The organism is Parasphingorhabdus sp., assembly GCF_048269865.1.
GTDB lineage: Bacteria > Pseudomonadota > Alphaproteobacteria > Sphingomonadales > Sphingomonadaceae > Parasphingorhabdus.
The window spans coordinates 142217-163980 of sequence record NZ_JBLWUA010000002.1 but is presented as its reverse complement, the minus strand read 5'-3'; the positions used below and the strand labels follow the sequence as shown (position 1 = coordinate 163980).

The 21764-nt window shown below is 56.0% G+C and carries 20 protein-coding genes and 2 tRNA genes; 13 read left to right on the top strand and 9 right to left on the bottom strand.

Annotated features, from left to right (window positions below):
- Positions 1–4: 4 nt before the first annotated feature.
- Both ACN0WW_RS03025 and ACN0WW_RS03020 read left to right on the top strand, forming a co-directional pair.
- On the top strand, positions 5–1006 hold the full coding sequence (locus ACN0WW_RS03025) for an NAD(P)H-dependent glycerol-3-phosphate dehydrogenase (protein WP_417609256.1): 1002 nt from the start codon (positions 5–7) through the stop codon (positions 1004–1006).
- A gap of 281 nt (positions 1007–1287) precedes the next feature.
- Positions 1288–2241, top strand: coding sequence for a crotonase/enoyl-CoA hydratase family protein (locus ACN0WW_RS03020; protein WP_417609254.1), 954 nt, complete (start codon positions 1288–1290; stop codon positions 2239–2241).
- Between the two features lie 7 nt (positions 2242–2248).
- Here the strand turns inward: ACN0WW_RS03020 and ACN0WW_RS03015 are convergent, their stop codons facing one another.
- The 3 genes from ACN0WW_RS03015 to ACN0WW_RS03005 form a co-directional block, all read right to left on the bottom strand.
- A complete protein-coding gene (locus ACN0WW_RS03015; protein ID WP_417609252.1) occupies positions 2249–4738 on the bottom strand; it encodes an ATP-binding protein in 2490 nt (829 codons plus the stop codon).
- A 71-nt stretch (positions 4739–4809) separates the two neighbouring features.
- Positions 4810–6969, bottom strand: coding sequence for an EAL domain-containing protein (locus ACN0WW_RS03010; protein ID WP_417609250.1), 2160 nt, complete (start codon positions 6967–6969; stop codon positions 4810–4812).
- Positions 6970–7180: 211 nt separating this feature from the next.
- A tRNA-Pro gene (locus tag ACN0WW_RS03005) sits at positions 7181–7257 on the bottom strand.
- A 199-nt stretch (positions 7258–7456) separates the two neighbouring features.
- Here ACN0WW_RS03005 and thyA point away from each other — a divergent pair.
- The 4 genes from thyA (at position 7457) to ACN0WW_RS02985 (ending at position 12072) form a co-directional block, all read left to right on the top strand.
- The gene (gene thyA, locus ACN0WW_RS03000) at positions 7457–8389 is read left to right on the top strand and encodes a thymidylate synthase (protein WP_417609248.1); all 933 of its coding nucleotides are present in this window, start codon (positions 7457–7459) and stop codon (positions 8387–8389) included.
- A 112-nt stretch (positions 8390–8501) separates the two neighbouring features.
- Entirely contained in the window at positions 8502–9776 is a 1275-nt protein-coding gene (locus tag ACN0WW_RS02995) for a 3-methyl-2-oxobutanoate dehydrogenase (2-methylpropanoyl-transferring) subunit alpha (RefSeq protein WP_417609246.1), read from the top strand.
- Positions 9764–10786 (top strand): alpha-ketoacid dehydrogenase subunit beta, encoded by a 1023-nt coding sequence (locus ACN0WW_RS02990; protein ID WP_417609244.1) that lies wholly within the window; start codon positions 9764–9766, stop codon positions 10784–10786. Before ACN0WW_RS02995 ends, ACN0WW_RS02990 begins: the two co-directional genes overlap by 13 nt.
- Complete coding sequence (locus ACN0WW_RS02985; RefSeq protein ID WP_417609242.1) at positions 10783–12072, top strand: dihydrolipoamide acetyltransferase family protein; 1290 nt, start codon at positions 10783–10785, stop codon at positions 12070–12072. Before ACN0WW_RS02990 ends, ACN0WW_RS02985 begins: the two co-directional genes overlap by 4 nt.
- Before the next feature lie 38 nt (positions 12073–12110).
- Here the strand turns inward: ACN0WW_RS02985 and ACN0WW_RS02980 are convergent, their stop codons facing one another.
- The gene (locus tag ACN0WW_RS02980) at positions 12111–12575 is read right to left on the bottom strand and encodes a hypothetical protein (RefSeq protein ID WP_417609240.1); all 465 of its coding nucleotides are present in this window, start codon (positions 12573–12575) and stop codon (positions 12111–12113) included.
- Positions 12576–13107: 532 nt separating this feature from the next.
- Between ACN0WW_RS02980 and ACN0WW_RS02975 the strand changes: the two genes are divergently transcribed.
- Positions 13108–13184: transfer RNA gene (locus ACN0WW_RS02975), tRNA-Asp, on the top strand.
- A gap of 27 nt (positions 13185–13211) precedes the next feature.
- Here ACN0WW_RS02975 and ACN0WW_RS02970 read toward each other — a convergent pair.
- From ACN0WW_RS02970 to ACN0WW_RS02955, 4 genes are all read right to left on the bottom strand, one after another.
- Positions 13212–13463 (bottom strand): DUF2842 domain-containing protein, encoded by a 252-nt coding sequence (locus ACN0WW_RS02970; RefSeq protein ID WP_417609238.1) that lies wholly within the window; start codon positions 13461–13463, stop codon positions 13212–13214.
- The gene (locus ACN0WW_RS02965) at positions 13460–14044 is read right to left on the bottom strand and encodes a 5-formyltetrahydrofolate cyclo-ligase (protein ID WP_417609236.1); all 585 of its coding nucleotides are present in this window, start codon (positions 14042–14044) and stop codon (positions 13460–13462) included. Before ACN0WW_RS02965 ends, ACN0WW_RS02970 begins: the two co-directional genes overlap by 4 nt.
- 229 nt (positions 14045–14273) lie before the next feature.
- Entirely contained in the window at positions 14274–14597 is a 324-nt protein-coding gene (locus ACN0WW_RS02960) for a cell division protein ZapA (RefSeq protein ID WP_417609234.1), read from the bottom strand.
- Position 14598: 1 nt separating this feature from the next.
- Entirely contained in the window at positions 14599–15021 is a 423-nt protein-coding gene (locus ACN0WW_RS02955) for a hypothetical protein (RefSeq protein ID WP_417609776.1), read from the bottom strand.
- Between ACN0WW_RS02955 and tkt the strand changes: the two genes are divergently transcribed.
- The 6 genes from tkt to thiE are packed head-to-tail and all read left to right on the top strand — an operon-like array spanning position 14987 to position 21447.
- The gene (tkt, locus tag ACN0WW_RS02950) at positions 14987–16954 is read left to right on the top strand and encodes a transketolase (protein WP_417609232.1); all 1968 of its coding nucleotides are present in this window, start codon (positions 14987–14989) and stop codon (positions 16952–16954) included. The genes ACN0WW_RS02955 and tkt overlap by 35 nt on opposite strands.
- A gap of 38 nt (positions 16955–16992) precedes the next feature.
- Positions 16993–17997 carry a type I glyceraldehyde-3-phosphate dehydrogenase gene (gene gap, locus ACN0WW_RS02945; protein WP_417609230.1) on the top strand — a complete coding sequence of 335 codons (1005 nt, stop codon included), beginning with the start codon at positions 16993–16995 and terminating at the stop codon, positions 17995–17997.
- 19 nt (positions 17998–18016) lie between these two features.
- The gene (locus ACN0WW_RS02940; protein ID WP_417609228.1) at positions 18017–19207 is read left to right on the top strand and encodes a phosphoglycerate kinase; all 1191 of its coding nucleotides are present in this window, start codon (positions 18017–18019) and stop codon (positions 19205–19207) included.
- A 25-nt stretch (positions 19208–19232) separates the two neighbouring features.
- Entirely contained in the window at positions 19233–20120 is an 888-nt protein-coding gene (locus ACN0WW_RS02935; protein ID WP_417609226.1) for a fructose bisphosphate aldolase, read from the top strand.
- A 27-nt stretch (positions 20121–20147) separates the two neighbouring features.
- Positions 20148–20813 carry a hypothetical protein gene (locus tag ACN0WW_RS02930; RefSeq protein WP_417609224.1) on the top strand — a complete coding sequence of 222 codons (666 nt, stop codon included), beginning with the start codon at positions 20148–20150 and terminating at the stop codon, positions 20811–20813.
- Entirely contained in the window at positions 20806–21447 is a 642-nt protein-coding gene (gene thiE, locus ACN0WW_RS02925; RefSeq protein WP_417609222.1) for a thiamine phosphate synthase, read from the top strand. The genes ACN0WW_RS02930 and thiE overlap by 8 nt, the downstream gene beginning before the upstream one ends.
- On the opposite strand, the gene ACN0WW_RS02920 is transcribed toward thiE, so the two are convergent.
- Positions 21444–21689: a hypothetical protein gene (locus tag ACN0WW_RS02920; protein ID WP_417609220.1), complete on the bottom strand. Its 246-nt coding sequence runs from the start codon at positions 21687–21689 to the stop codon at positions 21444–21446. The two genes, thiE and ACN0WW_RS02920, sit on opposite strands and share 4 nt — an antisense overlap.
- Positions 21690–21764 lie beyond the last annotated feature (75 nt).

Here is a 21764-nt window from a genome sequence, read left to right as displayed (position 1 = left end):
TTATATGGAATTGAAGGTGGGATTGCTGGGCGGTGGCTCGTGGGGGACTACGGTCGCGTCCATAGTGTCGCGGAATGCGCCGATAAAACTGTGGGCACGGGATATTGAAACCGTGAACGACATTAATAACAATCATCACAACAGCAAATATCTGCCGGACATAAAATTGCCAGATGCCCTGACCGCAACGGCCGAAATCGGAGAGGCCGTATCAGGTGCCGACGTGCTGGTCATGGGTATACCCTCGAACAATTTTCGCAGTGTCCTGGAAGAAGCCAAACAATATCTGCGGCCGTGGGTTCCGGTCATCAGCCTGACCAAGGGGCTTGAACTGACCACCAGCAAAAGGATGACAGAGGTCATTGAAGAAGTGCTCCCTGGTCATCCGGTCGGTGTCTTGACCGGCCCCAATCTGGCGCGCGAAATCATGGCGGGGCAGGCGGCCGCCAGCGTAATCTCCATGGAAGACGAGATTATCGTGAAGCAGCTACAGCGGCTTTTTCACTCCGGGCTCTTCCGGGTATATACCAATACCGATCTTCTTGGCTGTGAACTGGGCGGAGTGCTCAAAAATATCATCGCGATCGCCGTGGGCATGGGCGATGGTCTGGGCGCTGGCGACAACACCCGATCGGCCCTGATCACCAGAGGGCTGGCAGAGATTACGCGTCTGGGTGTTGCGATGGGCGGCAAGCCCGAAACATTTGCCGGGCTCACCGGGATGGGAGATATGATTGCGACCTGCACCAGTCCCCTGAGCCGCAATCGTCACGTCGGCGTTGAGCTCGGCAAGGGGCGATCCATTGATGAAATTATCGAGGAGATGCATATGGTGGCCGAGGGCGTAAAAAGTGCTCCGACGGTTATCGCCCTGGCAAAAAAATATGGCGTCGCGATGCCAATTGCCGAGGATGTTTTCGAGGTCACCAAAGGTAATCGGTCGGCCGTGCGGGCGTTTCGCGGCCTGGTAAACCAATCCGCAGGCGCGGAATCGGATGCTGGCTGAATGATCGATTTCGGGCGTTATCAGCCGCTTGAAATCAGAGGAAAAAAGTAGCCGAACGCAAGATTTTTGCCGATATTCGGTCAGATATTAACCATATTTGGACGGTTATTTTTGCTCAAACGACGCAAAGATAAGAAAAATTTGGAATCAATTAAGTATGTTACAAATTCTTCTCGGTTTTACTTGCATTGAAATGGGGCATATCTTAAAATTTCACCCATAGGCAGAGGAACTTGTTAGGTGCAGTAACGCCAAACCCTTTGCCAAAAATGGAGTATCATATGGACTTTCGTGGCCGCGCTTCCAACGATCTGGATCGAGGTTCATCGATCGACCCGAATGATACCTTAGACCATTCATTAACCAACCCCGATCCCGATATTTTCTCAAAAAAGTTCAGCGAAATAGAGCTGCGCTTTGATCGGTCTGACGAGATCTTCTGGTGCTACATGAACCAGAAGTCGCGTCCGAGTTACACCTATGAGCTGGGAGACGAGATCCAGCAGGTGCAAGACTGGATCCACTCCAATTACGCGCGGGAGAGAGCAAAAGATGCTGATCCGATGCGCTATTTTGTTTGCGGCTCACGAACGCCGGGAATTTACAATCTGGGCGGTGATCTGAAACATTTTGCAGATTGCATCCGTCGCCGTGATCTTGGCGGATTAAAAAAATACGCCCGGACATGCGTTCATATGCAATATGAGAATAGTACCGCGTTCGGGGCGCCGATCATCACAATGGCGCTGGTGCAGGGCGATGCACTGGGGGGTGGTTTCGAGCACGCACTGGCTTTCGATATTCTGGTCGCCGAAAAGAGTGCGCGACTGGGATTGCCGGAAATCCTGTTCAATCTTTTCCCCGGTATGGGGGCTTACAGCTTTTTGCGGCAGCGGCTCAGTCGCAAAGAAACCGAACGGTTCATTCTGGAAGGAAAATTATTCTCCGCCAGCGAACTGTACGACATGGGCGTCGTCGATATCCTGGCGGAAGACGGGATGGGCGAGGCCGCTATCGTAGAATATACGCGCCAAAACCGCAGGAGATTCCACGCGGAACGGGCTGTCTATCGCGCCCGGAAAATCGCTAATCCGGTGAGTCTGGAAGAATTGCTGGAAATCACCGACACTTGGGCAGAGACGGCGCTGTATCTTGAAGAGTCGGATGTACGAAAGATGGAACGGCTGGCTGCCGCGCAGGACCGCCGTATCATTCGGTCGCTGAAGGCTGTCTAGCTGCGGCTCACGCCAAGGCTGCATTCTCGGTTTCGGCTTCGCTATGGCTGGAGTCTGAAATTGCTTTCAGGCAAGCGCGGATTTCCTCCAGCTGTTGTTCAACCTTCGCCAGATACTCAAACCGCCGCTCGCTGAACTCGGCTTCACCAATCACTTCCAGTTTGGAGCAGGTCTGCACCAGGATGTTTGCACCGACATTTGCGGCACCGCTCTTGAATGCATGCGCATGGAAGCGGAAATCATCGACCGACTGATCAGTGACGGATTTGCGGAACGCCGCAAGAATGTCGTTGGCATCTTCCAGATAGGCCTCGACGATAGAATCGACGAAAGCTGCGTCCCCGATCGACAAAAGATAGTCCAGCTGCGTTCGATCGACTGCAGGAGGATCATTCTTGCGTTTTCTTCCGGCAATATTGCTGACGACACCCAAAGGATCCGTCGCGACGTCGCTTTCGGCCCGGACCTGTCTGTTTGTCGTCTGGGTAGCGATGACGTTGATGAGTTCCGCCGCTTCAACCGGCTTGGTCATCCGCAAATCCATGCCGGCATCAAGGCATCTCGTCTCGGTCTCGTCGGTAGAATCAGCCGTCAAGCCGATGATAGGAACATGATTACGCGGGTCTTCCATTTGCCGCCAAAGTTTGCAACATTCTATGCCGCCCATGATCGGCATGTTCACATCGAGGAATACAATGTCGTATGGACCGCGTTCGAGCTCTTCAAGCGCTTTCTCGCCGTCCGCCACTAAGGTTACGGCGTGACCAGCGTTCAACAATATGGTTTCCAAAACCATCTGGTTTGTCCGGTTGTCATCCGCGACCAGCACCCGGGCCGGTGCAATTTCCAGGGGTTGATCCTGGTCAGTTGAATCCGTGTCTTCCTTCGCCGTTAAACCGACGAAGGAACAGCCTATCTGAACAGCGCTGCGGATTGCGCTGAAGTCGGAACCGGCCGGCAATGTGGTTGCAAAAGCGGCCCGCAACTGCAGATCTTTAAGGCTTTTCTGTTTTCCTTCCGCCAATAGAACGGGAGGAAGTTGCGCTTCGCGGAATGCGGTCCATAGCGGCGATTGATCATCGTGAGCGCTTGCGATTGCCTGATCCAGGAGGGCGATATCGTAAAGCTTCAGATTGCGATGTTCGAGAATCGTGTTGACGTCGTCCGCCGTCTCACATTGGACGTGGTCGATTTTGACCGGTTGCTTGTCATCGCTACAGATGACCGGTGCATCGATACCGCGAGTGAGAGACAGAATTCTGACGACTTCCTGTTCGCCGCTGCTTTCTTCAGGTTTCAAAATCTCGGCTGGAAAAGACAGGGTGAAGCTGCTGCCTACCTCAACTTCGCTCTCCAAAGAAATTTGCCCGCCCATCAAGCTGGCCTGTTTCCGACAGATTGCCAGTCCCAACCCGGTTCCGCCGAACTCGCTCGCGATCGTGTCATTGGCTTGTTGGAAGACCTCGAAGATTTTCTGCTGCGCGTCTTTCGGGATGCCAGGTCCGGTATCGGTGACCGAAATCCACATTTCGCCATCTTCGTTTTTTTGCCGGAAGCCGCATTGTAGCGTGATTGATCCCGATTCCGTGAATTTTATCGCATTGCTGGTCAGATTGATCAGAATGTTGCGGACATAGTCGAGTTGGCCGGCAATCATCTGGTCGCTGTTGGGCTCGGCTTGCAGGATGATGTGGAGATTCTTCTTTGCGGCTGCGATCTGCATTATATCCCGCACTTCAGAGAGGACGTCGACCATTGAAAATGGCCTTGGTTCAGGCAGTTCGTCGCGTGAATCAGAATGAGCAAAGTTCAGCAGTTGGTTGATCAGATGCAGCAAATGACGGCCAGCGGAGACGCTGGTATTGATCATCTGATGCTGCGTATCCGGCAGTTTCATTTCAAGCAAATGCGTCCCATAGCCGATGATGGCGTTCAGCGGTGTCCGCAGTTCGTGGCTGATGCTGGCCAGGAACAGACTTTTCGCTTTATTCGCAGCCTCAGCTTCTTCCTTCGCTTGAGAGATTTTCGTGATCAGTGTCGAGCAGTAGGCAGGTATCACGATCAGCGCGACGAGCAGGCCGATCGAAAGCGATGGGCTGTTGCGCCAATAGTCGACGGTATAGATTGTAAAGCCGAAAGCGATGGCGGCCATGGCCGAGGCGAGATAGAGCCAGTTTACTCCAAAACGGAACCCGTTGCCCAGAATGACCCAAAGCAGCGCAGGATAGACCGCCGCGAAGCTTTCCCCGCCAATGTGAAACAGAAAAGCAGCCGCGCCGAAATCGATGCAAAGACCCAGAAAACGCCGCAGGTTCGAAGCGTATGGATGTAGGTGATAGGCAATGGCAACAGCTATGCTGACAATGAAATAGATACCAAAGCCAATGACCAGTCCCGGAGAATCGCCAGCAAAAGCAAAGGCAGACCACGCAAGAATGATCAAAATGATCCGGTTCTTGATCATTTCGTGCTCACGGTCGCTTACTTGACCGTCCATCCCGCTTTTCGGATGTCGGTGGTGCTTATGCGACTTGGCCGGAGCGCTCGATGTAGAGGAGAGCAATCTCCTTACCCTTCTGCTGCAAAGGTAGCCGGGTCGTCTTTCCGACCGTCAAAGAGTTTGTCCAGATTTTCAGCCCGCTGGGGGCGCGCGATCTTGAAGCCTTGTATCTCGTCGCACCCTGATACGCGCAGTAACTCAAGCTGCGCATCATTTTCAACGCCTTCGGCGACAACGCGCATATCGAGCGCATGTGCCAGATGCGCAATTGTGCCGATGATGGCGCGATCTGCAGCGCTATGTTCTATGCGCGAAATGAACGTGCGATCAATTTTGAGGCAATTGGCTGGCAAGTCTCTGAGATATTGCAGGGACGAATAGCCGGTGCCAAAATCGTCAATGGAGATGCCCACGCCATGGCTTCGAATGCGCTGAAGGGCGGCTCTGACCTCTTCATTATTGTCGATCAGCAGTTCTTCGGTGATTTCGATCGTAATCTTCGATGGTTCAATTCCATTTGATTCGATGTTTGAAAGCAATTCATCACAAAGATTTTGATTTTGGAACTGTCTCGGCGAAACGTTGATCGCGACCCTTGGCAGATCAATGCCCCGGTCTGCGTAGGATTTTATTTCCCGACATACTTCACCGATGACCCAGTTGCCGAGTACGTCCATCAGCCCGCTTTCATCGGCAACCCGAATGAACTGGATTGGGAGCAGACGTCCTCGAGTTGGATGATCCCATCTGATCAGTGCTTCCAAACCGACATATTCCAGTGATTGAGCATCAACAATCGGTTGATATTCGAGCGCAAACTGGTTTTCCCTGAACGCGTCTCGCAGTTCATTTTCGAGCGCTGCATCGGCCTGTGCAATCTGGTTCATCTCTTCTGAGAAGAAGCGATGACAATTGCGGCCGTTCGCTTTGGCATCATACATGGCAAGGTCCGCCATGCGGAGAACTTCCTCATATTCATCGCCGTCACCGGGGATCAGGCTGACCCCGATCGATGCGCTGATCACCTGACCGATACCGCTGATAGCGTAGGGTTCACTAATCGCTTTCAGGAGGTTGGCACAGCGGGAATTTATTGAGTCAATATTTTTGACCTCGCTGAAAATAATCGCGAACTCATCGCCGCCGATACGCGCAGCAAAATCGGAGGGGCCGATGATCTTGGAAATACGCTCCGCCACTTCGCGCAAAAGTGCGTCACCGCTGTGGTGGCCTCGCGTGTCGTTGATGATTTTGAAGCGATCAAGGTCCAGAAGCAAAAGCGCCGCTTCGCTATTTGTTTTCTTGCAATTGTCGATGGCCGCTTTCACATTTTCGGCCAGCAATACACGATTGGGAAGCCCCGTCAGCATGTCGTGCAACGCCAAATGCGTTCTATGTTCTTCCGCAAATTTCCGGGCAGTAATATCGACGGCCGTCGTCAAAACGCCAATCGTTTCACCGTCATGATTGAGTAGCGGTGATTTGTTGCAATGAAAAACAAGGTCTACCCCATCGCTAGTGATTTTCTCTTCGTAATGGGGAATGGCCAAGCTGGATTTGAGAACCAGCGCATCCCGCCGACGGGTGTTTGCCGCCAAAGTCGGTTCAAAATTGTCGGCGAAATCCGTGCCGACCATTTCATCAGGGTCTTTGTCAAACAGCGCTGACTGGTAGGCGTTCGTAAACAGACATTTCCCCGAACGATCCGTCGCGTTGATCATGATCGGAATTGTATCGATAATTTGCTCCAGCATGCTTTTGCCGGAGTGGCCGTCAGAGGAGCTTGTAGAACCGACAGCAGCATGCTTGCGTTCTATTTCCGACGCGCGCTGGCGCAAGGTCGCGCTTTTCTTTCTTTTGGTGAGCAACGACATGGCGCGGCTGCAGAATTCGACGTGCGATACCGGGCTCTGCAGGAAATCGGTGGCTCCAGCATCAAGCGCCGCCAGTCGACATTCGCGGTCCTGATGGGCTGTTATTACGATCGCGGGAATTTCATTGGCGCCAGGCATCATCCTGACTTTTCGGATAAACTCCGCCCCGTTCATTTGCGGCATCCGATAGTCGACGACCATCAAATCCGCTTTGTTATCTTGCATCCAAGCCAGGGCCTCCACCGGGTCTGCATAGGTGACGGCGGAATATTTCTCCCCCATCAACGTCACAAACTGGGCGTAGATCCTCAGGTTTGTCGGTCGATCATCGACTATTAAAACGCGCGTGCTCATGAAAGGAGGAATTACAGGCGTATACTCAATATAAGGTTAACGCCGACTTAGAAGATTATTTTCGGCACTTTTCATGCAATGTGAGCGGGAGCTGCGACCAACCAACCGCTATCGACCTTTGGTCAAGGAAGCTATGGGCGACAAGAAAAGGCATTGCTGGAGACCGCAGCTGGCAGCGCTGTTTTCTCTCAACTTTTCGAAAGCAAAGATTTGGTCGGGAAGAGAGGATTCGAACCTCCGGCCCCGGCGTCCCGAACGCCGTACTCTACCAGGCTGAGCTACTTCCCGAACCGATTGCTTGGTCGTGCATTACCGAACGACTAAGCAATTTATATGATAACGACAATGAGTGTTCAAGTCATTGGGGCTGTTCTGCCTACGAAATTTCAATAAAATTTTAGGTGATTTGCTGGGAAATGAAACAGGCCGGTTGAGCATAGCATGGTAGAGGTCTAGCATCAGGCATACGCCAGAGGAGGTATGTCGCTTGATTCCCGACCAGCATTACGAGCAGCAATATCTTGACCTGATGCGCAGGATCTGGACGCTGGGGGATGAACGGGTTGACCGTACCGGGGTTGGCACGCGCGCCGTTTTTGGTGTGACCATGCGCTTTGATCTGGCCAATGATGCGATCCCGCTGCTCACGACCAAGCGTGTTTTCTGGAAAACTGCGGCGCGGGAAATGCTGTGGTTCCTCACGGGCGATACCAATATTCGCGAGCTGGTTAAGCAGAAGGTCCATATCTGGACCGACTGGCCGCTCGACAAATATCGCACGGAAACCGGGGAAGATATCGACCGGGACATATTTGAGCAGCGGATCATTGAGGATGATGCATTCGCCGCGCGCTGGGGGGATCTGGGGCCGGTATATGGCAAGCAGTGGGTCGATTGGCCGCGCTACACGCCGGCGGGCGAGGGGCTTTTCCGGCGCGAGGACAAGGGCATTAACCAGATTGCCGCGCTGATCGACGGGATCAAAAACAACCCTGGTTCCCGGCGTCATATTTTTACCGGCTGGAACGTCGCCGAGCTGGATCAAATGGCTTTGCCGCCATGCCACAAGACCTATCAATTCTATGTTTCTAACGGCAAACTGTCCGGACTGCTCTATCAGCGCAGCTGTGACCTGGGGCTCGGTTTTGCGTTCAATGTATTTTCAGCGGCATTGCTGATCCGGATGATCGCGCAGCAGTGCGATCTGGAACCCGGCGAGTTGGTCTGGAACGGTGGTGATGTGCATCTCTATCTTAACCACTCCGAGTTGGTAGAAGAGCAGCTGTCCCGGAAGCCGAGCGGGGACCCGAAGCTCAAAATCCTCCGAAAACCGGATTCGATCTTCCAATATGAAATCAGCGATTTCGAAGTTCAAGATTATGACCCGCAAGCCCATATTTCTGCGCCTGTGGCGGTATGAACCAAAAAATAGGGCAGCGAGATTGACCTAAGTCGACAATAGTAATATTGTAACAGCCGGTTGAACGAATATTGCAGCGCAATGATTGCGCAACTTCTGCTGGAGAGACCTGATGGCTGATGACAGAAAAAAGAGCAATCTGCCGCCGCTGAGCCTGCATGTCCCGGAGCCCAAATATCGGCCTGGCGATGTAGTGGACTATGGTGAGCTGGATATACCGGAGGCGGGCGAGCTGGCTCGTCCGGACATAAATGTCGCCCCGACAGATATGCGGGACATGGCGTACAGCATGATTCGCGTGCTCGACGATGACGACGCAGCGGTCGGCCCCTGGGATCCCAAGCTGGATGATGAGACCCTGCTGAAGATGCTGCGCACAATGGTGCAGGTACGCACTTTTGACGACCGCCTGCATCGGCAGCAGCGTCAGGGCAAAACCAGTTTCTACATGAAATGTACCGGCGAGGAAGCGACGTCGGTTGCCTCGACGATGGCGTTGCACGCGGACGATATGTGTTTTCCCAGCTATCGCCAGCAGGGCATATTATTTGCCCGTGGTTATCCGATGATCGAAATGGTCAACCAGATTTTTTCGAACAAGGCGGACAAGCTGAAAGGCCGGCAGTTGCCAATCATGTACAGTTCGCGCGAGCTGAATTTCTTTACGGTATCGGGCAATCTGACAACGCAATATCCGCAAGCTGTGGGCTGGGCCATGGCCAGCGCCAGCAAGGGTGATAGCCGGATCGCTGCCGTATGGTGCGGCGAAGGATCGACCGCGGAGGGCGATTTTCACGCGGGGATGACCTTTGCGGCTGTCTACAACGCGCCGGTCATCATGAATATTGTCAACAATCAGTGGGCGATTTCGTCTTTCTCCGGATTTGCCGGTGCGGAGCGGACCACCTTTGCTGCGCGGGGTGTCGGCTATGGGATTGCTGCGCTGCGCGTCGATGGCAATGATCCGCTGGCGGTCTATGCCGCAACCCGATGGGCGGCAGAGCGGGCCCGGACCAATCAGGGGCCAACCCTGATCGAACATTTTACCTACCGGGCCGATGCGCACAGCACCTCCGATGATCCGACCGCTTACCGCAGCGCGCAGGAACGCGAGGAATGGCCGCTCGGCGATCCGATCATGCGGCTCAACAAACACCTGATCAAACGGGGCATCTGGAGCGTCGAGCAGCAGGAGCAACTGGACGCGGAATCTTTGGCGGCGGTCAAGGAGGCGGTCACCGAAGCGGCCAAGAACGGCATATTGGGCCACGGTCTGCATCAGCCATTTGAAACCATGTTTCAGGACGTGTTTGAGGACATGCCCTGGCATCTTAGGGAACAGGCCGCGCAGGCGAATAAAGAGCGGGAGATCAAATGGCCGTCATGAACATGATAGAGGCCATCAACAGCGGCCTCGAGACGATGATGAAGCGCGACGAAAATGTCGTGATCATGGGCGAAGACGTCGGCTATTTCGGCGGTGTGTTTCGCGCGACGGCAGGTCTTCAGGAAAAATTCGGCAAGACCCGCTGCTTTGATACGCCGATCTCCGAATGCGGGATTATCGGAGCGGCGGTCGGGATGTGTGCCTACGGTCTACGACCGGTGCCGGAGATCCAGTTTGCCGACTATATCTATCCGGGCATGGACCAGCTGATTTCCGAAGCGGCGCGGCTGCGCTATCGTTCCGCAGGAGAATTCACCGCTCCGCTGACCGTGCGGTCGCCGGTCGGTGGCGGCATTTTCGGTGGCCAGACGCACAGCCAGTCGCCCGAAGCGATGTTCACTCATGTTTCCGGTTTGAAAACCGTCATTCCGTCAACGCCCCATGACGCAAAGGGACTTTTGATTGCCTCCATTGAGGACAATGACCCGGTGCTGTTTCTGGAGCCAAAGCGTATCTACAATGGCCCGTTTACCGGCTATTATGACAATCCGGTGGAGCCCTGGTCCAAATTTTCCGAGGCTGAGGTGCCGGAGGGGCACTATACCGTGCCGCTCGGCAAGGCCAATATTGTTCGGGAGGGCGATGCCGTGACGGTGCTCGCTTACGGGACGATGGTTCACGTCGCCAAGGCAGTGGTCGAAGAGCATGAAATTAATGCCGAGGTCATTGATCTGCGGACGCTGGTGCCGGTCGATATCGAGACGATCGAAAAATCGGTCAAGAAAACCGGTCGTTGCCTGATCGTGCATGAAGCGACGCGGACCAGCGGTTTCGGGGCGGAGTTGTCTGCTCTGGTGCAGGAACGCTGTTTCTATCATCTTGAGGCGCCGATTGAGCGGGTTACCGGTTTTGACACACCCTATCCGCACAGTCTGGAATGGGCCTATTTCCCGGGACCGGTCCGGATTGGTGAGGCGCTGGAGAAAATTGTCGGGGATTTGCAATCATGACCAAATTTATATTCAACCTGCCTGACATTGGCGAGGGCATTGCCGAGGCGGAAATCGTCAAGTGGCATATTAAAGTTGGCGATGTTGTCGCGGAAGACGACCAGTTGGCCGATGTCATGACCGACAAGGCGACGGTGGAGATGGAAGCACCGGTTTCCGGCAAGATTACTGCGATTGCCGGAGAAGAAGGGGATATTGTTTCGATCGGTTCGATGCTGGTCGAGATTGAGGTTGAGGGGGATGTCGACCTTGAGGAACTGGAAGATCTGGAAGTAGCAGACGACAGCGGCGAAAAAGTTCAAGATACTGAAATAAAAGAAGAAGATTCTGATCCGGACGACCATGCCGAAGCTGAGAAAAAGTCTGAAGAGGCACCGGTAAGCGATGAGGAAGCCAGTGACGTCAAGCCGTCACATGAGGCTAGCCAGAAGGTGCTCGCTACCCCGGCGGTGCGGAAACGCGCTCGCGATCTCGGAGTCGACCTTAGCCAGGTGAAAGCCCAGGGCGATCATATCCGGCACAGCGATCTGGATGCCTATCTGAACTACGGATCGGGAGAAGGCTATCGGCCTTCCGGGGTCTCGCACAAGCGCGAGGACGAGACCATCAAGGTTATCGGAATGCGGCGCAAAATTGCGCAGAATATGGCCGAATCGAAACGCAATATTCCGCATTTCTCCTATGTCGATGAAATCGACATGACCGAACTGGAGGACATGCGCGCGGACCTGAATGCCAATCGCGGTGAGCGGCCCAAACTGACAATGTTGCCACTTATGATTGTCGCGATCTGCAAGTCGCTGCCGCAATATCCGATGCTCAACGCGATCTATGATGATGAAGCCGGCGTGGTGACCCGCCACGGTGCGGTGCATCTTGGCATGGCCACACAGACGGATCAGGGACTTATGGTGCCAGTTCTGCGTAACGCGCAGGATATGAACATATGGCAGCTGGCGTCCGAAATCAGCCGCTTGGCTGCGTCGGCCCGCGATGGCACGGCGAAAGCGTCGGAGCTTTCGGGATCAACGCTCACCTTGACGTCATTGGGGCCTTTGGGCGGGATCGCGACGACCCCGGTCATCAATCGCCCCGAAGTGGCGATTATCGGTCCGAACAAGATCGTCGAGCGGCCGATGATCATCGACGGAGAGCTTCAGGCGCGCAAGTTGATGAATCTCTCCATCTCATGCGATCACCGGGTGGTCGATGGCTATGACGCTGCCAGCTATGTGCAGGCTTTGAAACATTTCCTCGAGACACCCGTCCTGTTGTTCGCTGACTGATTATCTGCAGTTAGAACGGATTATTGGCCGCAGCAGGGTTACTTTACGGTGCCGCGAAATACCAGCTTGCCGCCGGAACCAGCGGACAGGGTGCGGTTGAATGTCCATTTCACATGCGTCACATCGGTCATCAGCGCCGGACGAACATTTCCGTTGCTGCTGACATAGGTGAGGGCGCCCAGCGGTCCCCAACTTTTGCCCCCGTCGACGGACACCAGCTCGGTGCCATCGGCAGTGCCGTTAAACGCCACCGCTTTGGGCAGCGGATTGGTAACCGAGAAATCGGAAGCTGGCGCATTGCCAACATTTTTATATTTTACCACGAACACCAGCTTGTCGCCCGCCGTGACGGTTGTCGGTTCTTCGAGTACCAGCGCGGTGGTTCCGTTCGGCTTTGCGACCTTGCGTTCGACATAGACGTCGCTCGACAGGCTCACGTTATTGGCTGCCATGGCGACACCCGGCAGGGCCAGTGCGAGAGCGAAAAGAAACCGTTTTACCATTCTGCTATACCCCGATTGAATTCAGTCGCCGGTGCTGGGAAAATTGAGCGGGCCTCTCGCCGCTGCAGGGCGACGTGAGAGCGCGATGACGGGAACTCGCCATGGTTCCCCATGGTCGGCACGCGTGCGGCCAGTGAGCTGCTGTGGTCCGTCATTCTGTATCCATGCATCAGACATGCGGGTGCTATGACGGGCAAAGCAAAATATTTGGTAAACGCAAAATAAACTAAGCCAGGTTGTCGACCGGCCCAGACGTCGGGAAAGAATCGCACGCCGAGTTATCGCCAATGGCATGATTCCGATTCTCCAGGCGCTTTGATCGCGTTTGCGGTCAAAATGGCTTGTCCGGACCGGCGCTGTAAGATTCGGAAAATCGTGCCATTTAGGTCACCCGTAGCCGCTGAAAAGCGGGGGAAATTGACAATCAATCGGGACGGAATCTGAATTATGCAGAATAATCGAAAGAGTGTTGTTGACAGAAATGCAGAGCTCTTCTACTTGCGCTGCTCCACCGCCCAATGCAGGTGCATAAGCGGGTGTAGCTCAGTTGGTTAGAGCGCCGGCCTGTCACGCCGGAGGTCGCGAGTTCAAGTCTCGTCACTCGCGCCATTTCCCGAAAAAGCGGGGAATGGCGCCTCAGGAGCGGAATTTTCCCGTATTCATCCAGATCAGCAATGGCTTCACTGGAAATATCCAGGCAATCCCCGCGAATATGTAGATTGGCAGCTGCAGCCAGAAGTTCAGCCCGCTGATCCAGTCGATCATATTGAGGGCCAGTCCGCTCCACAGCAGAATTACAATCAGAATGAGCACCATCCCGAAAGGCTGGCGCCAGTTCGGTGGATCCGGTGGGTTGTAGGGTGGTTTCTCGTCTGGCTCTGCTGTCATGACGTCAATTCCACTGTTTGGATGATTTCCGATTCTGTGACGATCATGTGCAGGGGCTTGTCATGCTTTTCTGCAGGAATGTCTTCCGTTTCCTGTACTGACCAAGCCAGACCAATGCGGAGCGCGTCGGGATAACGTTCAAACGTGCGGTCATAATGGCCACCGCCTTGTCCAAGGCGCTGCATGGACCGGTCAAAGGCCAGCATCGGCGCGATAATCAAATCGGGGCTGACTGACGGGCAATCCTCGCCGGGTTCAGCGATATCGCGGAATCCCGCTTCGAGCAGATCAAGATTGTCCACCTTGCGAAACTCCAGTGGCGCGTCGGCCGTGCAGACCGGAAATGCGACGGTTTTTCCGATTTCAGCCAGATAGTCTGCCAGCCGTTCCGTTGGTGCCTCCGATCCGATGGCGCTGTATAGCGCAACGCATTCGCTTCGCTCGATGAGTTCCGCCAGAGGCGTGGGCGGACGCCGGAAAGCAAGGCCCCGCGTCGCCATGTCCAATTGACCGTAAAACGCATCCCGGCGCCTGCGATATTCTTCACGCAGCTTCTTCTTTTTAGCGCTTAAACTACTCAAAAAATTATTCTTTCTGTAGGGTAGTGACGGGACCATCTTGGTCGTTTGCCGGAAAATCCTCTGACGCCTATTACGTCAGGTGGGCGCCATATGCATCGGACCCGACTGCCAAACAGTCCGCAATCCGGGCAGGGACAGCTCCCTAGGAAGTTATATCGCCTCAGGGATGTTCGTATCAAGCTCGTGCCAGACAGTACCCGTCAAAACCTATCTAGGCATGAAAGGGGCGTTACTCAAGGCTGCTCGCCAATTGTTCGGCACGATCCGCCAGTTTTTCGAGCGCGATAATCGCCTGTTCGTCTTTCGGATCGGGTTTGGCGGGCTCTTTTGCCGTTTCCGGTTCTGGCTTCTTGTTTCGGGCGGCGTGCAATTCATCCGCCAGCAGCAGCGAGGTGAACAGCAACATACGGCTTTCGGTTAATCCTGCCGGGTCGCCGGCTTCCCGGGCCTTGCGATCGACCATGGCCGCTAATCTGGTAAGATGCTCTTCCTCGCCATCCTGGCAGGTTACCATGAACGAACGACCGGCTATTTCCAGTTTCATCTGCGCCATGTCAGTTTTCCTGTCGCTCAATCAGACCATCTATGGTCCGGATCGCCTGCTTCATTTCTTCTTTCAGCGCCTCGTGGCGCGCCGCCAGCGCGGGATCAAGATCGGTCTTTTCGGTGCTGGTTGCGGTTTCGATACGGCTTAGCGCGCGTTCCAAGCGACCGATCGCCAGGATGACCCGTTCATTGTCCATGAGCATTTTCCATAGCTTGTTTCCAACAGGTAAGGTCCTGTCTTTCCTTGCTATCAATCTATTCCAGCGCCGTAAACACTGGATCGTGAAAAGCGGTCCTTGACGGCGCGTTGCTGGATCATCAAAGGAGGGGGCAAAATAACGAATCGCGGTATTTTGTCGCGCGTTTATGTTGCCAGTCCGGGAGATCAGATCCGTCATGACCGTTACCGAAAAGAACATGGCAAACGCCATCAGAGCGCTCGCCATGGATGCGGTCCAGGCAGCCAATAGCGGCCACCCCGGCATGCCCATGGGTATGGCCGATGTCGCTACCGTGCTATTCAGCGATTTTTTGAAATATGATCCGAAGGCCCCGAAATGGGCCGATCGCGACCGGTTTGTGCTGTCTGCCGGCCATGGTTCGATGCTGATCTATTCGCTTTTGCACCTGACCGGCTATGCCCGCCCGACGATGCAGGACATCAAGGATTTTCGCCAGCTCAGTTCGCCATGCGCTGGCCATCCTGAAAATTTCAAGCTGGAAGGTGTCGAAACGACAACCGGGCCGCTTGGGCAGGGCTTTGCGACGGCGGTCGGAATGGCGGTCGCCGAACGCCACTTGAACGCGCTGTTTGGTGACGATCTGGTCGACCATAAAACCTGGGTGATCGCCGGTGACGGCTGCCTGATGGAAGGCATCAACCACGAAGCGGTGGGTCTGGCCGGTCATCTAGGGCTGGGAAGGCTCAATGTCCTGTGGGATGACAACGGGATAACGATCGATGGCGGAACAGAGCTATCGACATGTGAGGACATTCCGGCCCGTTATCGTGCTTCTGGCTGGCATGTCGTTTCCTGCGACGGCCATGACTTTGATGATATCCGCAGGGCGCTGAGCGAAGCGGAAGCCGATCCGCGGCCCTCGCTGGTCGCTTGCAAGACGGTCATTGGTTTTGGCGCTCCGACCAAACAGGGCACGTCGGCCACACACGGCGCACCGCTCGGCGACGAGGAAATTGCCCGCGCCCGCGAGGCTCTGGACTGGAATCATGATCCTTTTGAGATTCCGGATGATGTCCTGAGTTCATGGCGTCAATTGGGCGAAAAGGGCGCTGCCGCGCGGGCTGACTGGAACGCGCGTCTCGATGGCCATAAGGACGCAGCCGAATTCACGCGCCGCATGGCGGGTGAGCTGCCGGACGGGAAGGCGATGCAGGACTATATGGAAGGTCTCGCCAAAGATCCGCCGAAATGGGCGACCCGCAAGGCTTCCGAAATGGCGTTGGGTGCGATCACTGCGGCCTTGCCGGAGATGATTGGCGGTAGTGCCGATCTGACAGGTTCAAACAATACCAAAACTCCTTCTACCAAGCCTCTGACAAAAGACGATTATTCCGGTCGCTATATCTATTATGGCATCCGTGAATTCGGCATGGCAGCGGCGATGAACGGAATGGCGTTGCACGGCGGTATCATTCCCTATGGCGGAACGTTCCTGGTGTTCACCGACTATTGCCGCGGCGCGATGCGGCTCTCGGCGATCCAGAACGCCCGGGCCATCTATGTGATGACCCATGACAGTATCGGTCTCGGCGAAGACGGTCCGACCCACCAGCCTATCGAGCATGTTCAGAGCCTTCGCCTGATGCCTAACATGCATGTTTTCCGGCCGGCGGACGCGATTGAAACCGCCGAATGCTGGGCGCTGGCGATCAAGCGGGACACAGGGCCATCGACTCTGGCGCTGACTCGCCAGGGGCTTGCGCCGCTGCGTCAGGACGTCAGTGCAAATCTTTGCGAGCAGGGCGCTTATCGTCTGAAAGCCGCAGACGGCACGAAACGGGTCGTCCTGGTCGCGACCGGTTCGGAAGTGTCACTGGCGATGGATGTCGCGGCACAGCTGGAAGCGGCCGGGCATGGGACTGATGTGATTTCTATGCCTTGTGCAGAATTGTTCGATGCGCAGAGCGATGCCTATAAGATGGACCTGCTTGGCGGCGATGGCATCTTGCGGGTGTCGATCGAGGCCGGGACCACCATTGGTTGGGAGCGCTATACGGGCCTGGATGGACTGCGCTTCGGCATCGACAGCTTCGGGGCTTCGGCACCGATTGACGATCTTTACACGCATTTCGGGTTGACCGCAGACGCTATCGTCCCGCAAATCATCGAAAAAATTGGCTGAACAAGGCCGCATAGTTAAAACTCAAAGGAGCAACACCGATGACCAAAGTAGCAATTAACGGATTTGGCCGGATCGGCCGGCTGGTCGCCCGCGCGATTCTCGAGCGGGATGATGACGCTTTCGAACTGGTTGCGATCAACGATCTCGCCGACGCCGAATCCAATGCATTGCTATTTGCCTATGACAGTGTCCATGGCCGTTTTCCGGGTGAAGTGACCGCCCATGGCGATCATATCAAGGTTAATGGCAAGAAAATTGCCGTGACGTCCGAACGCAATCCTGGCGATTTGCCACACGGCGACATGGGTGTGGACATTGTGCTCGAATGCACCGGTTTCTTCCAGTCGAAGGATGCTGCTCAGCCGCATATCGATGCCGGCGCGAAGCGGGTGCTGATCTCGGCACCGGCAAAGGGCGACTTGAAAACCGTGGTTTTCGGCGTCAATCACGACGTTCTGACGTCCGATGATATCATCGTTTCCAACGCCTCTTGCACCACCAACTGCCTGGCGCCTGTTGCCAAGGTGCTGAACGACAGCGTGGGTATCGAGCGCGGGTTCATGACCACGATCCACAGCTACACCAACGACCAGCGGATGCTCGACCAGATGCACAGCGACATGCGCCGGGCACGGGCCGGTGCGGTCAACATGATCCCGACCACCACCGGTGCAGCGCGCGCCGTCGGACTGGTATTGCCGGAACTGAACGGCAAGCTGGACGGTTCTTCGATCCGCGTCCCGACCCCGAATGTTAGCCTGGTTGATCTGGTGTTCACACCTGGTCGCGACACCAGTGTCGAGGAAATCAATGGCGCGCTGAAAGCCGCTGCAGAAGGGCCGATGAAGGGCGTGCTGGTGTTTGAAGACAAGCCGCTGGTTTCAACCGACTTCAATCATCAACCGGCAAGCAGCTCGGTCGACAGCCTCGAAACCACCGTGATGGACGGCAAACTGGTCCGCGTTGTCAGCTGGTATGACAATGAATGGGGCTTCTCCAACCGCATGATCGATACCGCGAAGGTCATGGCGGGCCTGCTTTAATTCATAAAGGTTCTCAATAATGTCGGCTAACAGTTTTAAAACACTTGATGATATCGGTGATGTTCGGGGAAAGTGCGGACTGGTCCGTGTCGATCTGAATGTCCCGATGGCCGACGGTGAGGTCACCGACGACACGCGCCTCAAGGCGGTGATGCCGACGGTGACCGAGCTTGCGGACAAGGGTGCAAAGCTGCTGCTGCTGGCGCATTTTGGTCGTCCCAAGGGCGAGTATAAGCCCGAATTTTCGCTGCAGCCGGTGGTCGCGCCGCTGGCTGCGGTGCTCGGCCGCGATGTGCAGTTCATGGAGAAGCCGGATCAGGCGGCGATCGACGCCTTGCCGGATGGCGCGGTTGTCGTGCTGGAAAACAGCCGCTTTGCGCGGGGCGAGGAGAAAAATGACCCCGCGATGGCCGAGGCACTGGCGGGATATGGCGATTTCTACGTCAATGATGCCTTTTCCGCCGCGCATCGCGCGCATGTCACCACCGAAGGGCTCGCCCATCATCTGCCGTCTTATGCCGGCCGGTCGATGGAGCGCGAGCTGACGGCGCTCGACAAGGCGCTGGGCAATCCGGAGCATCCGGTTGCTGCCGTGGTCGGCGGCGCGAAAGTGTCGAGCAAGCTCGATGTACTGCGGCAGATGGTGGAGAAAGTCGACCATCTGATCATTGGCGGCGGCATGGCCAATACCTTTCTGGCGGCGCGCGGCGTCGATGTCGGCAAGTCGCTGTGCGAGCATGAACTGGCCGATACCGCGAATGACATTCTGGCCGCTGCCGACCGGGCCGATTGCACCGTGCACCTGCCGTATGATGTCGTCGTGGCGAAGGAATTCCGGGCCGATCCGCCGACCCGGACGGTCAATGTCCATGAAGTGGCGGATGACGAGATGATTCTCGATGTCGGGCCAGCGGCGGTGGAAGCGCTGTCGGATGTTTTGAAGACCTGCAAGACGCTGGTTTGGAACGGTCCGCTGGGGGCTTTTGAAACATCGCCTTTCGACCATGCCACGGTGGCGCTGGCGCGGACCGCTGCGGCGCTGACCAAAGAGGGGCAGCTGTTGTCGGTAGCCGGCGGCGGCGACACGGTTGCGGCGCTCAATCACGCGGGCGTGGCCGACGATTTCAGCTTTGTATCGACTGCAGGGGGCGCTTTCCTGGAATGGATGGAGGGCAAGCCCTTGCCCGGCGTCGAAGCGCTAACCAAATAATTGAAAAAATATCAGGGAACAGAAAATGGCGAATAATGAAATGTTGAGCAAGATCGAAAATGGCCAGGGCTTTATCGCCGCGCTGGACCAGAGCGGCGGCTCGACGCCGAAGGCGCTGGCCGGCTACGGGATCGGCGCGGATTCGTTCAATAATGATGACGAGATGTTCGGGCTGATCCACAAGATGCGCAGCCGCATCATCACCTCGCCAAGCTTCGGCAATGGCAAGGTGATCGGCGCGATCCTGTTCGAGAAGACGATGAACGGTGATGCTGGCGGCAAGCCGGTGCCGGAAGCGCTCTGGGACCGCGGTGTGGTGCCGTTTCTGAAGGTCGACAAGGGGCTGCAGGACGAAGAGAATGGCGTGCAGCTGATGAAGCCGATCGATGATCTCGACGAGCAGTGCAAACATGCGGTGTCGAAAGGCGTGTTCGGCACCAAGATGCGGTCGGTGATCAACAAGGCCAATGCCAAGGGCATCGCCGATATCGTCGAGCAGCAGTTCGCCTTTGGCAAACAGATCCTCGGTCACGGCCTGGTGCCGATCATCGAGCCGGAAGTGAATATCAAGAGCGACGAACGCGCCGAATGCGATGCGCTGCTGTTGGCAGAGCTGACAAAGCATCTGGACGCACTGGCGGATGACCAGCGAGTGATGCTGAAATTGTCGATTCCGGTCGAGGCGAACCTCTACAAGCCGCTGGTCGATCACCCGAAGGTAATCCGTCTGGTAGCATTGTCCGGTGGGTATTCGACCGACGATGCCTGCGCGGAACTGGCGAAGAATGAAGGCATGATCGCCAGCTTCAGCCGTGGCTTGCTGCAGGATCTGCGGGTTTCGCTGAGCGACGAGGAATTTGATGCCGTGCTGGGCCGTGCGATCGACCAGATCTATCGCGCCTCGATTGCCTAGAGCGGTACAGCGGCAGGTCGGCTGGTGATGGTTGCCCGGATGGTCTCGCGCATGGCGGCGGCGTTGCTGGCGACCGCGACGGTTGCGGCGAGCCCCGGCCATGCCTGTTCGGTCGTGCCATCCTACAAGGTACCGACCAATCTGGAGTTGGCCGAAGTGGCCGATGTGATCGTCATCGCTGAGGTGACGGGTGAGCGTGCCGGTGCCGACGAATATGACAACAGGGTTGTCGCCCGGCCGACCGTGCTGCTCAAGGGCGCACCACTGCCGCCTGCGGTCGAACTTGCCGGCGCGTGGCTGGAAAAGGGTGCGCAGATGCAGGCGACGGTCAGCTCGCCGCAGGAATTGCGGGCGCCTAATCCGGATGCCTTACTCGGCGGCTGCGTCCGCTATGTCTTCGCGCCGGGCATGAACTTGGTGCTGTTCCTGGAGCGCGATGACAGCGGCGCGCTTGTGCCGTTTCGCAGCGCATTTTCGCGTGATGCCGAAGACGTGGCCGGCGAGGACGCCCTGTGGGTGAAGGCTGTGAAGGAATATGCCGCGATCAGCCTGTTGCCCGCGAAACAGCGCAAGGCGCAATTGCGCAAGCGCATCGCCGCGTTGCAGGCGGAGACCGACGACCCGGACTCGCTGGCGATTGCCGCGGATATGCAGGTCGAACTCGAAGGCAGGCGGGGACCGGCCTATGACTGAAATTGCGCCCTGCCAGCTTTACCTGATTTCGCCGCTGGAAACGGGCGGCGATTTTCCTCTGCGGTTGCGCCACGCGCTGGAAGCCGGGCCGATCGCGGCCTTCCAGTTTCGGGTGAAAGATGTCGAGCGCGAGAAGGCTGCCCGACTGGCGGAGCCGTTGAAAGCGATATGCGACGAATTTGATGTCGCCTTCGTCGTCAACGATGATGTGGCGCTAGCCCAGCAACTGGGTGCGGATGGCGTACATCTGGGGCAGAGCGACGAGAGTCTGAAAAATGCCCGTGCGGTGCTGGGGACCGATGTTCAAATCGGGATAACCTGCCACGACAGTCGCCACCTCGCGATGGAAGCGGGCGAGGGCGGGGCGAACTATGTCGCCTTTGGCGCATTTTTCCCGACCGATACCAAGGAAACGCATCATCAGCCGGAGCTGGATATCTTGCGCTGGTGGGACGAAATGATGGAAATACCCAGCGTCGCAATTGGCGGCATCACGCCAGACAATTGCCGACCGCTGATCGACGCAGGGACAGATTTTCTGGCGGTATCCGGTGGTGTCTGGAATGATCCAGCGGGGCCGGCAGAAGCCGTCCGGAAATTCTCCGATATATTGAGCGCCGCTTCGGGCGATTAGGACAGTTTGCCGCGCCCGCCGATATTGGATGCGAGATATTGCGCGACGAAATTGCTGACGGACGGCGGCGCAAAATTGGGCATCTGTTCGATATCGCGCAAATAGCCTTCGGTTGGCTTGAACGATTGCATTTGCCCTTCGCCGATCGAATATCCGAACAGGCCAGCAGCTAGCGCGGTTTTGCTGTCTGGGGCTATCTCCAGATAGTCGTGTTGATGCCTGATGAGGTCTGTCTCTGCCATGACCCTTTATTAGCCGCCGAGCGATTCGCGGTATTGTATGAAAAAGACCTGTGCGCCACCGCACAGCTTGTTATC